Below are 19,766 nucleotides of genomic sequence, written 5' to 3' on the forward strand. Positions count from 1 at the left end.
AAAAAGAAAGTGTAACAATCAGTATCAATCTCTTTCATAATATCTTGTTAACTTAATTCAATCAAAACATTTAGAGTACATGAATGTGTTAATGGAACAAATACCTGCTATATGACCCCAAAAAAAGAGAAAGAGCTTACTTATATCGAAAAAGTATGGCACACTGTTGCTATTGTTGCCTTATTGGTTGTAGTAATACTGATAGCCCGGGTGGCTTTTAACGTACTGCTCATGGTACTTTCAGGCGCACTGATCGCGACTTATTTTCACGGCCTTGGCGACCTGATAGAGCGCAACACCAAAATGCCCAGGCGATATGCCATGATCATATCTGTAGTTGGTTCATTTTTAATTGTGGCGGGCTTGTTTTATTTGATGGGCACAACCATACAGCACCAGATAGCTTTACTTAAAGATACACTCCCGCATACGGTTAATAATTTTAAGGCTAAACTGGCTTCAAACCCAACGGGGCAGCAAATACTTGATTATTTTTCGGGCGATAATGACCCCGATAAAGTTGTGGTTACGGTACAACACTTTTTTAGTACCAGCTTTGGCGTGTTGGGGGATATTTATATCATCCTGTTCCTGAGTATTTTTTTTACCACCAATCCCGATGTTTACAAAAACGGCATTTTAATGCTGCTATCAGATCAAAAAAAACCGTTGGGACAGGATATTATCGACAGGATCAGTCTTTCATTAAAAGGTTGGATTAAAGGGATGCTGCTCTCTATGGTATTATTGGGCTTGCTGCTTACCATGGGCTTAAGCATTATGGGAATTCCGGCAGCATTGATATTAGCCTTATTTGCAGGCATGTTAAAGATCATCCCTAACCTGGGTTCGGTTATAGCCATGATACCGGGTGTATTACTTGCGCTCACCATGGGCACAAATACAGCTATCATAGTGGCGCTCATTTATATAATATCGCAAACCGTGGTGAGCAATATCGTAGTGCCTATAGTACAAAACCGTATGATCAACCTGCCTCCCGCGCTTACCATCATCAGCCAGGTGGTTATGGGAACGCTTTCGGGGGTACTGGGTATCATATTGGCAGTTCCTATTGTGGCCATCATTGTGATTTTGGTTGATGAATTGTATGTTAAAAAACTTGGCGATGCCGAGGTAATAGCGCATTAAGGAATATGCCCTCATCAAAAAAATCGATATATAGTGCACTTATTGCCAACCTGCTCATAGCAATAACCAAATTTATAGCGGGCGTTATAGGCCGAAGCGGATCTATGATCTCCGAAGGGATTCACTCGGTAGTGGATACTGCTAACGAATTGCTACTATTGCTTGGTCTGCACCGGGCACGCAAAGAACCCGATAAAACCCACCCTTTTGGCTACGGTAAGGAGCTGTATTTCTGGTCGTTCATTGTATCTATCATGATATTTGGCCTGGGCGGAGGGTTATCCATTTACCAGGGTATATTACATATCCGCGAACCCAAACCCCTTGGCGATCCTACTATGAGTTATATAGTTTTGGGATTATCCGTCATATTTGAAGGCTCATCGCTCATCATCGCCCTGAAAGAATTTAACGCCATAAGGGGCGATCAAACCTGGTGGGACGCCGTAGTTAAAAGCAAAGACCCATCAAACTTTTTAGTGATGTTTGAGGATAGTGCAGCCGTTGCAGGCCTTTTTATTGTTGGCATTTGCATGTTCCTGAACCATCGTTACTACATTCCTGTGCTTGACGGTATAGCATCATTATTGGTTGGTTTAATTTTGGTTGGTGTTTCGGCCATATTAGCCCGCGAAAGCAGGAGTTTGCTTATGGGCGAGGGTATTTCGTCTGAATCGAGGACTAAGATAAGCACACTCGTTGAACAGGATAATGCTGTTTTAAAGGTGATGCACATGCTGTCAACTTATCAATCGCCCGATGAAATTATTTTGATGCTGATAGTAGCTTTTAAAGATGATCTGAATACCGAACAAATCAACGAAGCTATAGGCCGGATCCGGGATTGTATTAAGCAGGAGTTTAGTTTGGTGCGCTTTGTGTTGGTACAACCCGAAACATTTTCGGCAGAAATTACTGAAACAGGCAGCGTACTTTAATTGTATATTAGCTATTGATAACAAACACCTATCTCATGGAAGAACAAAAATTTCATTACGCAACGGTAACCGAAGCTATAACCAAATTAAAAGAACAGGGCTATACCCATGAATTTAGCCTGGAAGGTGACCATCTTAAGGCAGGCGCTGAAAACTTCCCGGTAAAAGAATTTGAAATAGTGGACCTATACCGCTACGAAGGCCCCTCCGACCCTGCCGATGAGGCTATTGTTTACGCCCTTGCTTCAGCGGAAGGTGTTAAAGGTACGCTGGTAACGGGCTACGGGATCTCGACAGATGAGGCTACTATCGAAACGCTAAAGAATTTACATTATAAGTATCAGAAGGGCCGGCAATAGTCTGGCCCTTTAATAGTACCAACTTCACTTCCAACGCGCATTTCGGCCATAGCTTTAAAGGAAGGCACCCATCCGGGATAGTAAATTGACCGAAAGAAAGAGGGATTATTTTAAATACTCTTCGTAATACTTTGTTATCAGCACCGGCTCATGAAATGTCGTTCGGATAATTTCGCGGCCATGCTTGCGGATGTGATCTAATTTTTGTTTTGCAAGGTGAGCTTCGTTCAGCTTTTCGACAATGTCGACGGTATCTAATGTACAAACCCAACCCAGGTTATTTTCACCAACAAAATCGGAAAGACCTACATTTTCGGAAACTAAAACAGCAGTACCCATATGCAGCGATTCAACCACCACATTCGCGAAGTTTTCATTAAAGGAGGTGAGGACACACAGATCAGACTGGTTAAGCCGTTCAAATTTCTCATCCCGGTTCACCCAGCCTATCCAGTCAATTTTTGAAGCTATATTTAACTCAACTGCAAGTTGTTTCAATTGCTGTATATATGCTTCCTCGCCATCGCCGGCAATAACAAGTTTCAGGTTAAAAGAGAGCTTGCTTATAGCAATAAATAGTTTTTCAAGTCCTTTTTTATGATGAATGCGCGACATAAAAATAATCCTGAAGCACTCATTATAGGGTTCCTTTATTTTGATATCAGGTAATGATAAAATATTGGGTAATACAAAGCCCTGCCAGCCCGGAATCAACTTCCTGCACTCCATATATTCAGATTGGGCGGTAGCGTGCAGCACGCATTTCTTTAAAATTTTACGACCACCTAATTTATGGATCAATTTTTTGTAGCTGTTGTTCCCGCTTTCAAATACGTACCCGCTTAGCATGCCGCGGGGCGCCAAAATAACCTTGGCTTTACTGAACAAGGCGATCCGTGCAGCAATTACGTTTAAAATACTCCACCACGAATGAATATGGATCACATCATAGTGGTTGGCAGTTTTAACAAGCCTGCGCCATAATGCCGGACTAACGTGCGTATGATCACCGGTGATCCGTTTAAAATAAATCACATTAACCCCTTCAACATTCGTTTTAGCTCCGGGTATTACATCCAGTTCGTTTTTACCATTAGCGGTAGTGGTAAAAACGTCAACAACATGCCCATTAGCTGCTAATCCCTCGCAAAGCCGCGATACAGATTCAGTTGGACCTCCGTAGCCGTAAGCGGGTTTATAAGCAGGTATAATGTGCAGTATTTTCATAAAACATCATTAGCAATATGAGAATGCAAATATGCATCCCGCGGAGGGATTATTTAGCCTGCTGCAATTTTAAACCTAAAATTATCGAGGTATAAACGGAGCAGGCAAATCCTGGACGAAACCAAAAGTACTAACTCCCAAAGATTACCTGCGCTCCATGCCAGGACGAAGCAAAAATAAAAATGTTTAACGCCGCAACTCAATTAAAAAGAAGCAGGGTTAAACATTTTTTGTCAGATCTTAATATTTTAACCGGCAACTTTGGTTTGGACGGGTTTAAAATTAACATCGTATAATACCATACTATCTTCTATCACCTGATGGCCGTAACTTACCCCCATCCAGCGTTCAATAGTTACATTTTTACCTTCCAAAACCTTGTAATCTTTAAAGAAACACTCTATCTCTTTAATTGTATGAGGTGGCAGTTCGCTTAAATCATTTATATAATTAACCGACATATCATTATTGGCAACGGCAATGATTTTGTCATCCTGTTCGCCATTGTCAACCATATGCATTACCCCTATCACCTTAGCTTCGATGACAGACAGCGGAAAAACATCAACCGAGCATAAAACTAAAATATCAAGCGGATCATGATCATCACAATAGGTTTGAGGGATAAATCCATAATTGGCCGGATACATTACTGAAGAAAAAAGCACGCGGTCTAATTTTAAAAGTCCGGATTCTTTATCAATCTCATATTTAGCCTTTGAGCCCTTGGGAATTTCAATAACTGCGTTTACAACATAGGGAATTTTAGGCCCGGTTGAAACTTCATGCCATGGATGCTGTGTATTCATTGGTAGTAATTCAATATTTTGGTTATTTTTTTATGAAAGTACCAACAATTTACCGATTCGATTAAAATATTTTCATTTTATTTCAATCCACTTTATTACTCAAATGCTTCAAAAATCTAATTACCGTTCAGTTTCAAGGGTTTACGGCTTTTATTAAAACGCAGGCGGCATATATGCTCTTGGTACATACCTCAACTACAAACTAACATAATAAACCAGTAATAAATAAACCACAAGAGCCGGCTGGCGGGTTTAAATCAGTGATCTACCCATGCAAAAGCATGTAGTGATAAACCATTTTTATGCATTAACCGTTCTATTTGACAATCAACAACCAGCCTTTACCTTTTTCAACCGGAATCCTGTCGTTTAAGCCAAATGTTTTGCCAGGCTGATAACTTTTTATCTCAGGAGCAGTGATAGTTGCTTTGGCCGGGTCAATGCCTAAATTTTTCCAATCGATATTTAATTGAAAATCGGTATCAGCATCTTCCCAGCTGGCAACTGCTACCATGGCAGCACCATCTTTTTTGTAAACAGTTGCTATCACTTTGGCTTTATCGGTTTTCACCGGGTTATCATCAACCCAATAACCAATCATTTTTGTGCCTTTCATTCCAAAATTATCCCAGGCTTTCCAGATCGGGCGCGGATCGGCACCATCGCTCCACGGCATACGGTTAGTCATGCCGTAAACCATGCCACGCCATTTATTACCGCCGCCTTGCAGCATCTCGCCCATTAAACCAAACGGGATCCCACTCACTTCAGTCAGGAAGAAATCAGGATCATTTTTTTCATAGTCAAAATATTCACCAAACCATAAACGGTTCAGGTAAGGGAAATGCTCCATGTACAGGTTGGCACTGTTGTTAAAACCGTCGCTTTTATTGTACTGGTTAGCAGAGTGCAAGTCAATAATACCCGGGTGACCATCTTTGGTTAATACACGTTTGATACGTTTCATCGTAACTCGGTCAAAAGCCACATCATCCAGGTAAATACCGTCGATACCGACGTTTTGGGTTAACCAGTTCATGCCTTCCACGTAGTAATTATGCCAACGGTTCATGCCGCTGTTGATGATGGCTGCGTCTTTAATCTCAGGCACAAACCAGGCTGCTATATAATCATCCCCCACGTGCTCCTGCAACCAGCTGAAACCGCCGCCCTTGCCCGGCGAATAAATTTCATGCCCCAAACTACGCAATGCGAAAGTTTCATAAGCATGGTTTGATAACTCCCGGATAGTGTTATAGATCTTCACCTTTAACCCGGCCGCGTGGGCCGAGTCATCATAGGCCTTCATTTTTTGCCATGCAATAAACGGGTAGTTAATAGTTGGATTTATTGCCGTTGCGTGGTGAATATTGACAAGCGTTGCTCCCGCTTTTTTTATAGTATCAATAGGTTTGTATGAGTGATAAAATCTTGTAGCCCACTGAAAATCGGTATTGATGGTATGGAAAGGCGTTATCAGCAGCGTGAAGTTGTAATAAAGTTCATCACCTTTTTTCAGGTCGCGCTCGCCGCTGTAATTGTTGGCCAATACCGCTTTACCATCAAATGCCACTTTAATACCGCCTTTGTTGTCATTGCCCCAGGAGGTTGGCAGCAATAAAGGTTTTTGCAGGTAGAAATTGGTATTCAGCGGACGAACATATTTCTCATCCCTTAACGAATACTGCAAACCGCCGTTCACATTGCCTATCCAGGCTCCATCCTGATTTTTATAGGCTACATCCCATTTCCATTCAAAGTTTTCGGGGCGATAGCCGCCTTTTTGTCCCAGGCCCATCATATATTTTGCAAAATCCTTTTTAAAAGGGATGTGCATGGTAACATCTTTCAGGCTAACATCCTGCAGGGCTTTTACTTTTACGGTGTAAGCCATAAAGCCATCAAACTCCAGCGAGGCCGTTACGTCCATTTGTAAACTATCATTGGCGCTTATTGCAATCCACTGAACTGTTCCTGCTTCTTTTTTGGTGAACTGTACGCCCTGGCTTTTCAGGTTTATCTTTTTTCCGGCGGCGTTGATAAAATGAAAGTGAATACCCTCGGTAAGCAGGTTATTGGGTGTTGCCGCGTACTCCGTCATCTCCGGGGTGAAATAAGTCTGGATCTGTTTTGGAAAACCATCTTTATTCACTTCCACCTTGCGGCCTAACAAGCTTATGGTATTGCCGCTAATTTCAAGTGGTGTATACGGCGCAATGACCGTATTTTGTTGTGCCATGGTTGAGTTTAACCAGCCCAGGCGGGTCATTTTATAAGGCTCGCTTACACCGCCATCTTTTGAAATTTTGCTATTTACTTTAACCGACAGAGCAATTGTTTTTGCCGGCTTACCGTTAATGCTGACAGTAGCCTTACCGGTATAAACCGAAGGTAATACGGCAGCAGGTACATCAACCCCGCACCATAAGGCCTGGATATCACCTTTGGCCACGTTCACAACCTTGGTAAGCGGCTTAGCATCATAAGTGGTACCGCCGGTATTAATGCAAAACAATGCTGAAGCCGGAATAACCTTACCGGTGACTGATTTAAGGTCACTGAATGTTACCTGTACATTTTCGATATCCTTCAAGGCGTAAATACCCAGTTGAAATGCAAAGTTTTCGCCGCGGGCAGCTTCACCTGTATATTTATTTTGCGGACCAAGTTCAATCCAGCGTTGTGGCAAATCTTTGGTCATGCGGATAGAGTTCATCCTATCTTCAGGGAAAACCAAAAATGCTTCGGATTTGTGCTTGCTCAGCAATGCTTCAGTTTCTGCGTTGGTAGCAATCACCTCCATTGGGTAAAAACTGTTAAAAGCATCTATCGACTGAAATTCTTTCACCGAGGCCAACGGGGCCTGCTTACCGTTTACGGCACTAAGCCACTCGGCCGAAGCTGTATTTTCGGGTTTAAGGTAAACACCTTTAGGATAGTTTGAGCGTCCCTCATTTTTATAAGGCATGTAATACACAAAGTAAGTGCCCTTACCCGATGTTGGCTCAAAATACAGTTCGCCGCTTTCACGGTTTACTGCGCCGATTTTTACATTAGTTATTTTTTGCTTGGTTTTAGCATCTTCAATAATGATCCGCTTGTTTTCGGGCTCATTATCCCTGCGTCTCCAATTAATTACTGCTTTAGCCACTTTACCTGTACCATTAAAGGTTAACACTACACGATGGTTACCTAATGAATCGGCCAGCCAGCATTTATCGCAATTGGTATAAGGTACTTTTTGTGCCGAAGCAGCAAAGCCCGATAAAAGGAAAGTGATAGCTAAAAATTGTTTTTTCATGAAATAAATTTAGTCAGTCTTTTTATAATAAAAACTATGTCATTGCGAGCGCAGCGCGGCAATCTCGTAGCCAATGCATATCGAAGATGCATAACTACGAGATTGCTTCGTCGTCCCTCCTCGCAATGACATAGTTGGGTTTGTATTGCTATTTAAATAGCAGGCGTAATCCCCTTACCTTCCCAATAGTCAATTATCGGCTTATATGGCCCATATTTATGCTGTTGTTCTGAAAAAGGATCTTTAAAAGGCCCTTTATCATAATCAATCGCTTTTTCTTCGTAATGCGGATAATCAACCTCCTTTGTGGTTTTAGGCAGCGGACGTTTGTGCTTTTTATCGTCATTAACAAAAGCAGCGATATCAAGCGCTTCAGCATCGGTTAAGAAAGGTTTACCTTCGGCTGTTTTATCATAAGGCATATTGCCCTTTAACCATTGCGCTAATTTAACCACGCGGTGCATACTTGAACCGGGACGATATGCCAACAATCCCCATACCGGCGGATATTCATAGGTTACCTTATCAAAACGCATTTTACCTTCACCATTTTTAGCATGGCAGCGCTCACAATTTTGAGCATATAAAACCTCCCCCCTGTCTGATGATGCAGCTACATTTGGGAGCTCAACTTCCATATTTTTTAAACCTTTAGTGGTTTTAGAAACATTTGACGAATCGCTCAAAAACTTCAGGTAAGCCATGATCGAGATCATTTCCTTTCCATCCAACGGCAACGGTTTACCCAGGTTAGGGCGCATTACACAATTGTTGATGCGCTCGGCCAAGGATAAAATCCTTCCTTCCCTAGCCCTGTATTGCGGATAATCACGAAACGACCTTACCAGGTTAAATGCATATGGCCTTGTGCCTGCATCGCGGTGGCAGTTGGTACAGTTCATTTTATTGCCGGTATAATGTCCGTTAACACCCTCAGGGCCAATGTAGTATGCGGTATGCAACATCAGCTCCCTTCCGTAACGTACAGCCGCACCATATTTACCACCGGGCATTTTACTGGTATCTACAGAAACCAGGTTATTCACAGCCGCCGAATCAGCTCTATTCGCCTCCTCGGCTTTGCTCCCGCTGCATGAAACTAACTGCGCGACGCTCGCCAAAGCGACTAACAACATCAGCAAAGCTATATATTGATATTTCTTTTTCATTTTTAATGATCTATGGTTTTAAAAATGGATCGAGTTGTTCGTATTTGATAAAGCCTGCACGGTAAGTTGGCACCGATGTTTCCAGCGTCCATTGCAGCACACCTTTATTATTTGCCAGCACCACAATGTGCCTTTTGGAGCAACATACCAATGTGGTTGTATCATTGATCATATAGGCACTGCCCATACGTCCGTTAAAAATTTCTTTAGGTAGTTTAATGTGCATGGCAATGGTCGACGTTTGATTTTTCTCATCAATTTTCATTGCATACACGCCAGACTGGTGTTTCTCCACTCCATTATCAAAAAACATCAGATTGCCCTGTTTATTGATATGGGCGGCATGGGCCTGGGTAAAGTTGCAATCGGCAGGCATGGCTATGGAACCGCCTTTACCAAACTTGTAGATAACCTTACCATCGCGCGAGTTAATTTTCCAGATCTGCCCGTTGTTGTAGAACGACATCAGGTAATTGCCGTCTGTATCATAGCTGAGACTGTTGGCATGCATCCAGTCTTTTTTGGTTTTCAGGATTTTAGGATCTTTCAGCGGATCAATTACATCAAACACACTCCATTTATAAAGCTGTTTGCCGGTTTTATCCATCACCATAATACCATCGCCATTAACCGTATCCTGTTTGCTCCCTCCAACTGATGTAAGGTCGATGATTCTCTTATCAACAAAAATGGTTACCAGCTGGCCCTTATCATTTTTCAATATTTCGTGATGAATGGTTTGCTTGAAATCGCCCTGCCCTTTGGTAAGGTGTAGTAGCGTATCGCCAAGCATATTGACCTCCAGTATCTCGCTGCCGTAACTGGTAGGTTCGTCATTTCGGCCTAAAATAGAAAGCAGGGTTTTATCTTTTGTAAAATTGATCACTTTAAAACCCAGCCTGTCAATCATGTGGTACCACCGGATCTGTCCTCTGGCATCAACCAAAAACGCCACGCCCGGAGCATAGCGCTTGTTAATAAGCATCAACCCATCACTAAACTGCAGTGGCAGTATAGCTTTCGCGGCAACTTTTACATTAAACTGCTCCTGCAAAAACAGTGGTAACTGGTGCGATTTAAAAGTATAGGTTTTACTAACAGCAGTATCACCACCGTCAACAGTTACAATATGGTATGAGTATGTGGTATCGGGTAAAATATTACAAAGTACAAGTTTATATGATGTAGCATTACCTGTAGTGGTCGACCTGTATTTTACCGGCTGCTTACCTTCTATCCAGTATTCGGCATACAGATCAACAGGCTTGCTGGTCATAACATTAAGCTTAATTTTTAGCTCATTGTTATTATACAGGCCTATGTGAATTTCTTTTACCAGGTTTCCGCCCGAACAACCGCAGATGATCGAAACCAACAAACCTGCCGCCAAAACCTTAAACCAATCTTTCATCACTATATTTTGTAACATCGGTTAAATAATAAAGAATATACAACCCATTGAAGGCTGTATACTCTTTACTAATATTTGAATTGTGTGCTTATTGTTGTCTGCCCGCATTATTCAGCTTAGGGTTAATATTAACCTGGTTAAGCGGATATGGGAAATATTCATCGCGCGGCAATTGAACAGTGTTGGTTTGGCCAATACGTTTCAGATAAGCGTTCACGATCACATCATATTTTCCAAAGCGTTTCAAATCGACCCTTCTTTTGCCTTCGTAATACAGTTCCCAGCCACGCTCCTGCAATAAAGCATCACGGAAACTTGCCTGGGTAAGATTAGCCTGTACCAGCAACTTAGCGTGCGAACGGCCTTTAACCTGGTTTACCAATGAAACAGCCTCTGCGGTTGGACCATTCAATTCGTTTAAAGCTTCGGCACGACTTAATAATACATCGGCATAGCGTAATACATCAACACTGTGGCCATCATAATAAGTGTTAGCCCCGTTTGGATCGGCATATTTCATAGTCGCAACGTCCGGCATATACAATACGCCATCCGGAGCGGTAGCGCCTAATGAAGGCGCTTGTTTATGAGTTAAACCATCAACGCCCTGGTATTGGGTAAAGAACATTTTTTTGCGATCGTCTTCATCGCCATAGCTGTTGTAAAAATCCCAGGTTACAGCGTAGTACTGCCACCTGTCGGTTAAAACCGGATGGCTCAACGGACCAAAGTGGTTCAATAATTCGGTGCCATTAACGTTAGCATCGCTTAATACCGAGAAGATATTTTCAGAACACCAGGTGTTTGATTCTTTAAACAAACCCTCATAAGTTGGATATAACTGGTAAATACCCAAATCCATTACCTGTTTTGTAAGGTCGGCCGCTTTTTGCCATTGGTGCTCACGCAGATAAACCTTAGCCAGCAGGAACATCGCCGCACCTTTGGTGGCCCGGCCAACATCGTTAGTTGTGTAGATATCACTTTTAGTGTAATCTTTAGGCAATACATTGACCGCATTTTGCAGGTCGCTGATCATCAGCGCGTCAACATCCGCAACAGGGCTTGGCGCAGTTTGAGCTTTATAATCCGGGTTGGCTATATCTTTTTCGGTGGTCAAGATCACGGGGCCCCAGGCATCAGTAAGGTCAGAGTAAGCTATAGCACGTAAAAATTTCATTTCGGCTAAAAACTGATTTTTCTGAGCATCTGTAATACTTTTCATTGCTGAAATATTATAGATAGCGTTGTTTGCGTTGGCCACCAATTTATATATCTGCCTATAATCTTCAGCTATCAAACCGTTGGCCGAGTTCCATTGTACCAGTGATAATTGTCCCGGGTCGCCGGCGTAGCTGCAGTGGCCCACATCGGTGGTTAAGTCGGTAAGGGCGAAGTGCCTTACCGTCCAATAATCAAAATTGTCACCAACCGCCGGACCTTTTAAGCGGGCATAAACCGCATTCACGGCTGCAATAGCATCTGATTTGGTTAAAAATGCATTTTGACTTGTTAAGCTGCTGTATATTTTAGGCTCGAGATTGGTTTTATTACACGAAAACTGTGTAACTACCGCTGCTGCTAAAAGTAGAATATTATATTTTTTCATTTGATTTAAATTTTGTTGATCCTTTAAATGGATAATTTCATTAATGGATAGATGCTTTAATACCGAATGTTATGGTTCTGAATGCCGGGAACGAGTTAAAGTCTAAGCCGCCGCCGGTAGCACCAGAATGTACGTTAACTTCCGGGTCGGTACCTTTGTAGCCCGTAATTGTCCATAAGTTTTGCGCTTCTGCATAAACCCTTATTCCCTGTAAAATTTTTAGGTGCTGAAACAACGATGCAGGGAAATTATAAGCCAGCGTAAGCGACTTTAAACGTACATAAGAAGCATTTTCAACAAAACGTGAGTTTACGTAGCTACCATAAGTACTTAGATAATAACCTTCGCGCGGGATTGGGGTATTTTCGTTTTTGCCGACTACAAACCTGTTCAATGCAGCAGCACCTGTGGTTGACTCTAATACCATGGCGTTCATGTTATACAGGTAATAGTCAAATGCGCCCTGAAAAAATATACCCAGATCGATGCCTTTATAATGAAAATCGTTACCAAAACCGGCCATGTAATGCGGGTTAGAGTTGCCCAGGTAGGTGCGGTCGGCCGGGGTAATTACACCATCACCATTAACGTCTTTATATTTAGGATCGCCTGCTTTTGAGTTTGGCTGTGGTGCATATTTTTCACCGGTTTTCACTACCCCTTCGTAAACATACCCATACAACTCACCTAATTCAATGCCAGGTACAACCCTTGTAAATTCCTGCCCCGAAACAGTACCGCTTGGGTTTGCAGTGTTGGTACTGATCACGGTTACTCCCGGACCTAAATCCAATGCCTTTTGCTTATTGTAAGCAAAAGTAACCGTGCTGTTCCACGACAAATCTTTACCACGCACATTATTGGTATTTACTGAAAGCTCGATACCGCGGTTTTGGATTGCGCCACCGTTTACATACTGATTACTGAACCCCCATTGCTGTCCTATGGGGATCTGAATTAACAGGTCGGTTGTTTTTTTACTGTAATAGTCGATACTTGCATTAATACGGCCATTGGCGAAACCCATATCCAAACCAACATCAAACTGCCTGGTGCTTTCCCATTTTAGGTTAGGATTAGCCAATGTTTTTGGTTCTATCCCTGTCTGAAGATTACCGGTTTCATTCAGTACTACACCATAAGGTCCAAATGTTGAAAGATATAAACTCGCAGGGATACGGTCATTACCAGTAACACCGTAACTAACACGTGCTTTTAAGTTTGAGAAGGTATTCAGATCTTTTATAAAATCATCATCGGTAAGTTTATAAGCTACTGCACCTGCGGGGAAAAAACCTGAACGCTTGTTTGAGCCGAAGTTTGACGAACGATCGTCACGGTAAGAGAACGAGGCTAATAATTTATCCCTATATGCATAATTAAACCTTGTAAAATACGAGGTTAACATAGCCTCTGCCTTACTGCTGCCATAACCATTTACCAATGATCCGGCACCAAGGTTGTAGTACAAGAACGCATCGGTTGAGAAGCCTTTAGCACCGGCACTTAGTCCTTCGGTAACATCTTTTTGATTTGATGTACCTAATAAAACAGTGAAGTCATGATCCTTAGCGATGTTGAACTTATAGGTAAAGTAATTTTCAACTATCCATCTGAAAGCTGATGATGTTTGCTCACTGGCAACACCGCCCTGCTTAGCACCTGCGATGGTAGTAGTAGGCAGGTACTGGCCTGCTGTAGTTTGAGTGTATTCGGTACCGGCCGTAAGATGATAAGTTAAGCCGTTAATAATTTTATAATCTAACCCAATATTGGCATTTATCAATTTATTGCCACTGTTGTTTGTTGGTTCCAAAAGGCCGGCCAAAGCGTTAGTCTTTGTGCCCTGGGTAACGTAGTAATTATAAGTACCATCAGCATTATAAGGCTTTACATTAGGTGGTGCTGTCAATAAACTAAATAATGGCGCAGTTATGTCTCCAGAGTACGATTGCAATGTCGAACTTGAGCTGGCACCATAAAAATTAGCGCTGATCTTCAGGTTTTCATTCATTGTTTTCTCAGCACCTATCCTTGCAGTATATCTTTCAAAACCGGTATGCTGCAACACACCAACCTGTTTAATATGATTACCAGCAACATATATCTTTGAATTCTGATCACCTGAGCTTAAACTGATGCTTTGATTTTGAACTGTTGCGTTGCGGGTTGCAAGCTTTAACCAATTGGTGTTGGCCACCTGGAAACTTGACGGGTATGGTTGTGGCTTGCCATCTTCAATAGCTGTAGCGTTTTGGATATCGGTGTACTGCTGCCCGGTTAACAGGTCCGGCTTATACCTTAGATATTGTGTACCTCCTGATATATCAGCATCTAAAGAAACCTTGCCGTTTTTTCCTTTTTTGGTGGTGATCAAAACAACGCCGTTACCGCCCCTTGCTCCATAAATAGCTGTTGCAGAGGCATCCTTTAATACCTGGATATCTTCGACGTCGTTAGGGTTAACCTGGTTGCCATTATCGCTGATAAAACCGTCAACTACATATAAAGGAGAGGTAGAAGTATTGATAGAGTTACCACCCCTTACAGTGATATTAATCCCTGAGCCCGGTGCAAAACTGGTTTGTTGCACCTGAACACCGGCAGCTTTACCCTGAATGGCCTGCCCGATATTAGTAGTTGTACCACCAAGTGTAAGGTCATCACTTTTTATTGAACTAACCGATCCTGTTATATTTCCTTTTTTAACTGTACCGTAACCTACTACAACTACTTCGTTCAGTTTATTAAGGTCCTCCTGTAAAGTGATAGTAATGTCTGAGGAACCGCTAATTGATACTTCCTGTGGTTTATACCCTACATAAGAAACAACCAACACTGTTGAACTGCCCTTTAATGTAATTTTAAACTTACCATTGACATCAGTTGTGGTAGTATTTTTGACGCCTTTTTGAATAACGGTAGCGCCAATTACCGGACCGTCTTTATCTTTTACGCTACCGCTGATTGTTGTTTGCGCGTTGGCAAGTACTGGCAATAATAGTAGCAGGCAACAGCATATCAATTTAAAAAGGCCATTGATCTGCCTCCTTAAATAAACGTGTTTGCTGAAGCCCCGATCGGGGTTTGAGTAAATTTTAATCATACGTGGTGGTGTTAGTATTAATTAATTGTTAGCTTTTTAATGTGATTTAGCTCTGTTTTTGAACATTGGAAATTAGAGATAGCGGATTTTGAAAGCAAAAAATCGCCCCTCCAAACACAGCGCAAACGTTTGTTTTGGGCAAAATCGGACCTACGCAAACGTTTGACTCAAAGTATTTTGCGATAAAAAAACTGTGTTTTGGAAGACTTTTGGCGCGATAAACGAAATGAATTAGGGACAAATTTTATGGAATCTGCGTGTTTCCGGATTATATGTAAAGAATTTAATTATGAGCAGGTTGATATAGATATATGTCATTGCGAGCGCAGCGTGGCAATCGCACGGAAGCAGGGCCGCTCTGTATAACATGCGATTGCCACACTGCGCTCGCAATGACACGATTTTTAGCTATTATTCCTTAAAAAAAGTAAAGCCCGGCTGGTTGGGCCGGGCTAAACATAAAACATGCAAAAAATATAAACGATAATTAAAAGCCGCTGTCATCAAGCGCGAAGGTATTTTTACGCTCCTTCCATTTACCCCTTGTAAAATCAGGAAATGCCACACTTGCGTTACCTTCTTTCAATGATTTTGTTGATAAAGGCGTAATTACGCTCATGGTAACAGAATCATAAACATCTATAGGTGTTTGGCGTTTTTGCTTAACCGACTCTACGAAAGCATTAAACACAAACCAGTCCATGCCACCGTGACCGGCACCTTCGGCAAACTTTTCATATTTTTTCCAAAGCGGATGGTCATATTTATCAAACCATTCTTTTGCCGGATCCCATGAATCATCTTCTTTTGATTTATGATCGATATACACGCTTTTGTTAACATCCATCCATAAACCTTTAGTGCCCTGCACCCTGAAACCTAATGAATAAGGGCGTGGCAGGTGCGTGTCATGACTTAGCATTACAGTTTCGCCATTGGCACAGTTGATCATGGTAGTGGTAACATCGCCGTTTTTGTAATGGATCTTAGCATTCGGGTGACCAGGGGATAATTCTTCTACATATGCTGCCAAACCCTTTGCTTTTGAGCTAAACGATACCAGGTTAGTAAAACGGTTTCCCGCATTGATATTGGCATAATGCATACATGGGCCCGCGCCATGGGTTGGGTAAATATCACCGTCCACGTCGATATTGAACTGCGTACGCCATTGGGCTTCGCTCAGGGCTTTAGGGCCAAACTCAACGCCGCCCCCATAATATTGCTTACCATTATTGAACAATACACCTCTTAAATTATGCTGATATCCGCCTTCCAAATGGATCATTTCGCCAAACAGGTCCTGGCGCACCATATTTAAAGCAGCCATCACATCACGACGATAACAAACGTTTTCGAGCGTCATGTATGGGATACCTGTTTTTTCTGAAGTGTTAACGATATCCCAGTGATCTTCAACCGTAAGACCGGCAATTACTTCGCAACCCACATACTTTCCGGCTTTCATGGCGTCGATAGCTTGCGGATGGTGAAACTGCCATGGTGTGGCTATAATTACCGCGTCAATATCTTTATGATCCAGCAGCTTTTTGTAGGCATCCAGTCCGCCGGTGTATTCCTTTACGGGTGCATGGCCTTTTTTGGCGATGTATCCGCGGCAAATTTTCAGGGAGCTTTCCTGGGTATCGCAAATGGCTACTATTTCCACGTCATCGCGCAGCAAACCTTCGGCAATATGGCTCATGCCACGGGCACCTACGCCAATGTAACCTAAGCGGACTTTTGCAGGTGCCGATGCAAACAGGCTTCCTGACTGTAAAATGCTAAAACCTGCCGCAGCAATTGCGCTGGTTTTCAAAAATTGTCTTCTTTCCATATATAATATTGAGGTTTTTGGGGCTTATTTATTAGGGAGTTTTTCAAAATCAATTACAGGCTTTTGCTTTGTTGCGTTGCGATCGTACGGAGTTTTAAGCGGTATATAATTATTAAAGAACCCACCATTTTGCAGGAAGAATTTATCGCCTTCTTTTCCGCCGGCATAATCCTTACGATAGTTGGCATTGGCTGTAGCGTCGCCGGTGTATACGGCGTGTGTGAGTTCCAGCCAGTTATTTTCGCTGTCACCTATCCACTGATTGGTGAAATAAGCTTTACGGATCTTATCGCCATTCCTGGGTTCAAAGTTCTCGACAAACGAATACAAATGAGTTAAATAAGTGGCCTTTTGCGGCCGGTTAAAGCTGGCTATCAGAAACCATTTATCTGCAGCTACATCTTTAAAGTACGCAGTGTAGGTAGTTGTACGTTTGACGTTATCCGGCTCGGCGCTAAGCAAAAAGGCGTAAGCTTGTCCGGCTTTCCAGGGGAAGCGCATATAACTTTGGCCTCCCGAGCCTTCATTCCCGAACTCACCTATATGAACATTACTGCCGCTTTTAACCAGTTTAATGCGCATGCTATCCGGGATACTTTTTGGGTCTTCGGTATTAAAAGGGCTCCATACCGAAAATAGCACCCTGCGCTCGGTTGCAGAATTTACCTGCATGCCGAAGTATCCCTCGCCAAAACCATCGGCCATAAAATAGGAGCCGATCACATCCAGTCCTTTGGGTACTATGATCTCATTATAAAACCATTTTACTTTATTCTCTTTGTCGGTAGGGACAGGGTAGCGTAAATGCACAGAAGGCCCCCTTCTGCCAAAATGATATGAGCTGCCTTTTGCAACATATGACATATCATTATCCGGCTTTTGCAAAGTAACCACAAGGTCAGATACATCTGCATAAACAGTCCCGGTTTTACTGATGCCTCTTAAACTTATCTTTACATAACCCGGCCGACTGAGGTGAACCTTCCCAAAACTGACGGTATCAAACCTGGTATTGCTTATTTTTTTGACGATCGCATTTTTTCCTACCGATAACCGCAGCACGCTGTTCCCCTGCGGCACCCGTACCACCAGCGCAAGCTCAAGGTCCTGTGCAACACTAACCCTGAAATAAATATTACAGGTTGATTTTATGCTTCTCAGGCCAATCAAACCTTCATCGGTTATGGTATCCGGCGCGTTTACCCAGGCATTACCACCAAAAGGGATAACATGACGCAGTTTTGAAGCATCAATGTGTACCATTTGCGCAAAGGCAGCTCTATTTCCTATGAAAATAAACAATATTGAAAGACAAATTATAACGGTTTTCTTCATCATTGGGTTATAACACAAGTATCGTTTCATAAATGTACTCGCATTAGTGGCTTTAAGAAAAAATAAATGTTTCAATTTCAACGCAAACGTTTGAAAAATGGGCATAATTATCCCTTAACTGGCATTAATTGAAAAACAAATATTTATCAAACATTATGGGGTAACGACTTCGGCTTCTAAAATTGAAGGTAAATATGCCTGCTAAGCGATTATTTCTTTGTTGCAGATAAGCGGAGCTCTCTAAATAAAATTAAAGGGTACTATATGCCTCCGCTAATGTTCAAATCTCCACTATACTTACCTGCCAACTTATGCAAACTGATGATTTAGCACGCAAACGTTTGCAATGCACTTAATACAAGCTATTTCATAATAATCGCTTAACTTTAACTATAAAAACAACATTAGCCCGTAATTGATGCAAACAAAGCCAACTACTATAAAAGAGATAGCACAAATATTAGGCATCTCGGTTTCTACAGTTTCAAGGGCCTTGCATGATCATCCGAGCATAGGACTAACCACAAGGGCAAAAGTTAAAAAGCTGGCCGGCGAGTTAAACTATGAGCCTAACCAAACCGCTATTTTTTTGCAAAAGGGCAAAACGCTCACCATCGGGGTCATTTTACCCGAACTTTCGGAGGCTTTTTTCTCCTCGGCCATAAGCGCTATTGAAGATACTGCCTATAAAAAAAATTATACCGTATTGCTGGCACAATCACATGATGATGAGCAAAAGGAAAAACAGCTGGTTGAAAAAATGAAAAACCACCGGGTTGATGGGCTGCTTGTATCGGTAGGGAAAAATACCTCCTCGTACCAGCATTTTGAAAACTTAAAAAAATACAATATCCCGGTAGTTTATTTCGATAGGATCCCGGCCATACCCAACATCCATTATGTAGCCTGCAATATGGAAATCGGCACTATTGAGGCAGTGAGTTACCTGCTAAAAAAAGGTCACCGGGCAATAGGCATGATCAACGGGCCGCAAACCATGGTTGCTACCGGCGAGCGTAAAGAGGGCTACATTAAAGCTATGACCAAAAACAGGCTTAAGTACGACCCTTCGCTCATAGTTTCGTGCGACCTTACCGAAGAAGGCACCAGGAAGGCGTTAGATGAATTATTGGCCAGCAAACGTAAGCCAACCGCTATAGTAACGTTTAATGATTATGTAGCACTTTTTGCCATTAAACATGCCAGCAAATTAAACATCAGGATCAATAAGGATCTTGAATTTGTAAGCTATGCCAATTTACCGCTAATCAATTATATGGAGAATATTCCCGCCGCTTCTGTTGAACAATTCCCATATTTACAGGGGCAAAAAGCAACTGATATTTTGATGGACCTGCTGCATCACCAGGGTACCGGCGGCAATGAACCAAGTGCCTTTTACAAGGTGATTATTGAATCGCAACTGGTTGAAAACAAAAAATAAACCTAAACAAAAAACACTCAAACGTTTGCGCATGGCTATCGTTTATGAAATTAGCTATGTTTGATGAGT

13 protein-coding genes are annotated in these 19,766 nt (G+C 42.2%); 4 read left to right on the top strand and 9 right to left on the bottom strand.

Going from position 1 to position 19,766, the window contains the following annotated elements; all coding sequences use genetic code 11:
* Positions 1-111: 111 nt before the first annotated feature.
* The 3 genes from J3L18_RS12555 to J3L18_RS12565 are packed head-to-tail and all read left to right on the top strand — an operon-like array spanning position 112 to position 2,449.
* Complete coding sequence (locus J3L18_RS12555) at positions 112-1,152, top strand: AI-2E family transporter (RefSeq protein ID WP_091168137.1); 1,041 nt, start codon at positions 112-114, stop codon at positions 1,150-1,152.
* 5 nt (positions 1,153-1,157) lie between these two features.
* On the top strand, positions 1,158-2,090 hold the full coding sequence (locus J3L18_RS12560) for a cation diffusion facilitator family transporter (RefSeq protein ID WP_129568785.1): 933 nt from the start codon (positions 1,158-1,160) through the stop codon (positions 2,088-2,090).
* Positions 2,091-2,125: 35 nt separating this feature from the next.
* Positions 2,126-2,449 carry a hypothetical protein gene (locus J3L18_RS12565; RefSeq protein ID WP_091168146.1) on the top strand — a complete coding sequence of 108 codons (324 nt, stop codon included), beginning with the start codon at positions 2,126-2,128 and terminating at the stop codon, positions 2,447-2,449.
* Between the two features lie 105 nt (positions 2,450-2,554).
* Here J3L18_RS12565 and J3L18_RS12570 read toward each other — a convergent pair whose 3' ends face one another.
* From J3L18_RS12570 to J3L18_RS12610, 9 genes are all read right to left on the bottom strand, one after another.
* On the bottom strand, positions 2,555-3,676 hold the full coding sequence (locus J3L18_RS12570) for an XrtY-associated glycosyltransferase XYAG1 (protein WP_129568786.1): 1,122 nt from the start codon (positions 3,674-3,676) through the stop codon (positions 2,555-2,557).
* 248 nt (positions 3,677-3,924) lie between these two features.
* On the bottom strand, positions 3,925-4,485 hold the full coding sequence (locus J3L18_RS12575; protein ID WP_129568787.1) for an inorganic diphosphatase: 561 nt from the start codon (positions 4,483-4,485) through the stop codon (positions 3,925-3,927).
* A 316-nt stretch (positions 4,486-4,801) separates the two neighbouring features.
* The gene (locus J3L18_RS12580; protein WP_091168156.1) at positions 4,802-7,786 is read right to left on the bottom strand and encodes a glycoside hydrolase domain-containing protein; all 2,985 of its coding nucleotides are present in this window, start codon (positions 7,784-7,786) and stop codon (positions 4,802-4,804) included.
* Positions 7,787-7,938: 152 nt separating this feature from the next.
* On the bottom strand, positions 7,939-8,955 hold the full coding sequence (locus J3L18_RS12585; RefSeq protein WP_208102450.1) for a c-type cytochrome: 1,017 nt from the start codon (positions 8,953-8,955) through the stop codon (positions 7,939-7,941).
* A gap of 10 nt (positions 8,956-8,965) precedes the next feature.
* Positions 8,966-10,384, bottom strand: coding sequence for an aryl-sulfate sulfotransferase (locus J3L18_RS12590; protein WP_129568788.1), 1,419 nt, complete (start codon positions 10,382-10,384; stop codon positions 8,966-8,968).
* 70 nt (positions 10,385-10,454) lie between these two features.
* Positions 10,455-11,975 (bottom strand): RagB/SusD family nutrient uptake outer membrane protein, encoded by a 1,521-nt coding sequence (locus J3L18_RS12595; RefSeq protein WP_129568789.1) that lies wholly within the window; start codon positions 11,973-11,975, stop codon positions 10,455-10,457.
* A 40-nt stretch (positions 11,976-12,015) separates the two neighbouring features.
* The gene (locus J3L18_RS12600; protein WP_129568790.1) at positions 12,016-15,081 is read right to left on the bottom strand and encodes a SusC/RagA family TonB-linked outer membrane protein; all 3,066 of its coding nucleotides are present in this window, start codon (positions 15,079-15,081) and stop codon (positions 12,016-12,018) included.
* A gap of 487 nt (positions 15,082-15,568) precedes the next feature.
* On the bottom strand, positions 15,569-16,918 hold the full coding sequence (locus J3L18_RS12605; protein WP_129568791.1) for a Gfo/Idh/MocA family protein: 1,350 nt from the start codon (positions 16,916-16,918) through the stop codon (positions 15,569-15,571).
* A 24-nt stretch (positions 16,919-16,942) separates the two neighbouring features.
* The gene (locus J3L18_RS12610) at positions 16,943-18,181 is read right to left on the bottom strand and encodes a DUF3472 domain-containing protein (protein ID WP_189549146.1); all 1,239 of its coding nucleotides are present in this window, start codon (positions 18,179-18,181) and stop codon (positions 16,943-16,945) included.
* A gap of 490 nt (positions 18,182-18,671) precedes the next feature.
* On the opposite strand from J3L18_RS12610, the gene J3L18_RS12615 reads away from it, so the two are divergent.
* The gene (locus J3L18_RS12615) at positions 18,672-19,697 is read left to right on the top strand and encodes a LacI family DNA-binding transcriptional regulator (RefSeq protein ID WP_090524728.1); all 1,026 of its coding nucleotides are present in this window, start codon (positions 18,672-18,674) and stop codon (positions 19,695-19,697) included.
* Positions 19,698-19,766: the final 69 nt, after the last annotated feature.

Source organism: Mucilaginibacter gossypii, from assembly GCF_017569325.2.
GTDB classification, from domain to species: domain Bacteria; phylum Bacteroidota; class Bacteroidia; order Sphingobacteriales; family Sphingobacteriaceae; genus Mucilaginibacter; species Mucilaginibacter gossypii.

Excerpts from the sequence above, each read along its gene's own strand:
- J3L18_RS12555 (WP_091168137.1), top strand. The coding sequence starts at position 112 with ATGACCCCAAAAAAAGAGAAAGAGCTTACTTATATCGAAAAAGTATGG.
- J3L18_RS12560 (WP_129568785.1), top strand. The coding sequence starts at position 1,158 with ATGCCCTCATCAAAAAAATCGATATATAGTGCACTTATTGCCAACCTG.
- J3L18_RS12565 (WP_091168146.1), top strand. The coding sequence starts at position 2,126 with ATGGAAGAACAAAAATTTCATTACGCAACGGTAACCGAAGCTATAACC.
- J3L18_RS12570 (WP_129568786.1), bottom strand. The coding sequence starts at position 3,676 with ATGAAAATACTGCACATTATACCTGCTTATAAACCCGCTTACGGCTAC.
- J3L18_RS12575 (WP_129568787.1), bottom strand. The coding sequence starts at position 4,485 with ATGAATACACAGCATCCATGGCATGAAGTTTCAACCGGGCCTAAAATT.
- J3L18_RS12580 (WP_091168156.1), bottom strand. The coding sequence starts at position 7,786 with ATGAAAAAACAATTTTTAGCTATCACTTTCCTTTTATCGGGCTTTGCT.
- J3L18_RS12585 (WP_208102450.1), bottom strand. The coding sequence starts at position 8,955 with ATGAAAAAGAAATATCAATATATAGCTTTGCTGATGTTGTTAGTCGCT.
- J3L18_RS12590 (WP_129568788.1), bottom strand. The coding sequence starts at position 10,384 with ATGTTACAAAATATAGTGATGAAAGATTGGTTTAAGGTTTTGGCGGCA.
- J3L18_RS12595 (WP_129568789.1), bottom strand. The coding sequence starts at position 11,975 with ATGAAAAAATATAATATTCTACTTTTAGCAGCAGCGGTAGTTACACAG.
- J3L18_RS12600 (WP_129568790.1), bottom strand. The coding sequence starts at position 15,081 with ATGATTAAAATTTACTCAAACCCCGATCGGGGCTTCAGCAAACACGTT.
- J3L18_RS12605 (WP_129568791.1), bottom strand. The coding sequence starts at position 16,918 with ATGGAAAGAAGACAATTTTTGAAAACCAGCGCAATTGCTGCGGCAGGT.
- J3L18_RS12610 (WP_189549146.1), bottom strand. The coding sequence starts at position 18,181 with ATGGTACACATTGATGCTTCAAAACTGCGTCATGTTATCCCTTTTGGT.
- J3L18_RS12615 (WP_090524728.1), top strand. The coding sequence starts at position 18,672 with ATGCAAACAAAGCCAACTACTATAAAAGAGATAGCACAAATATTAGGC.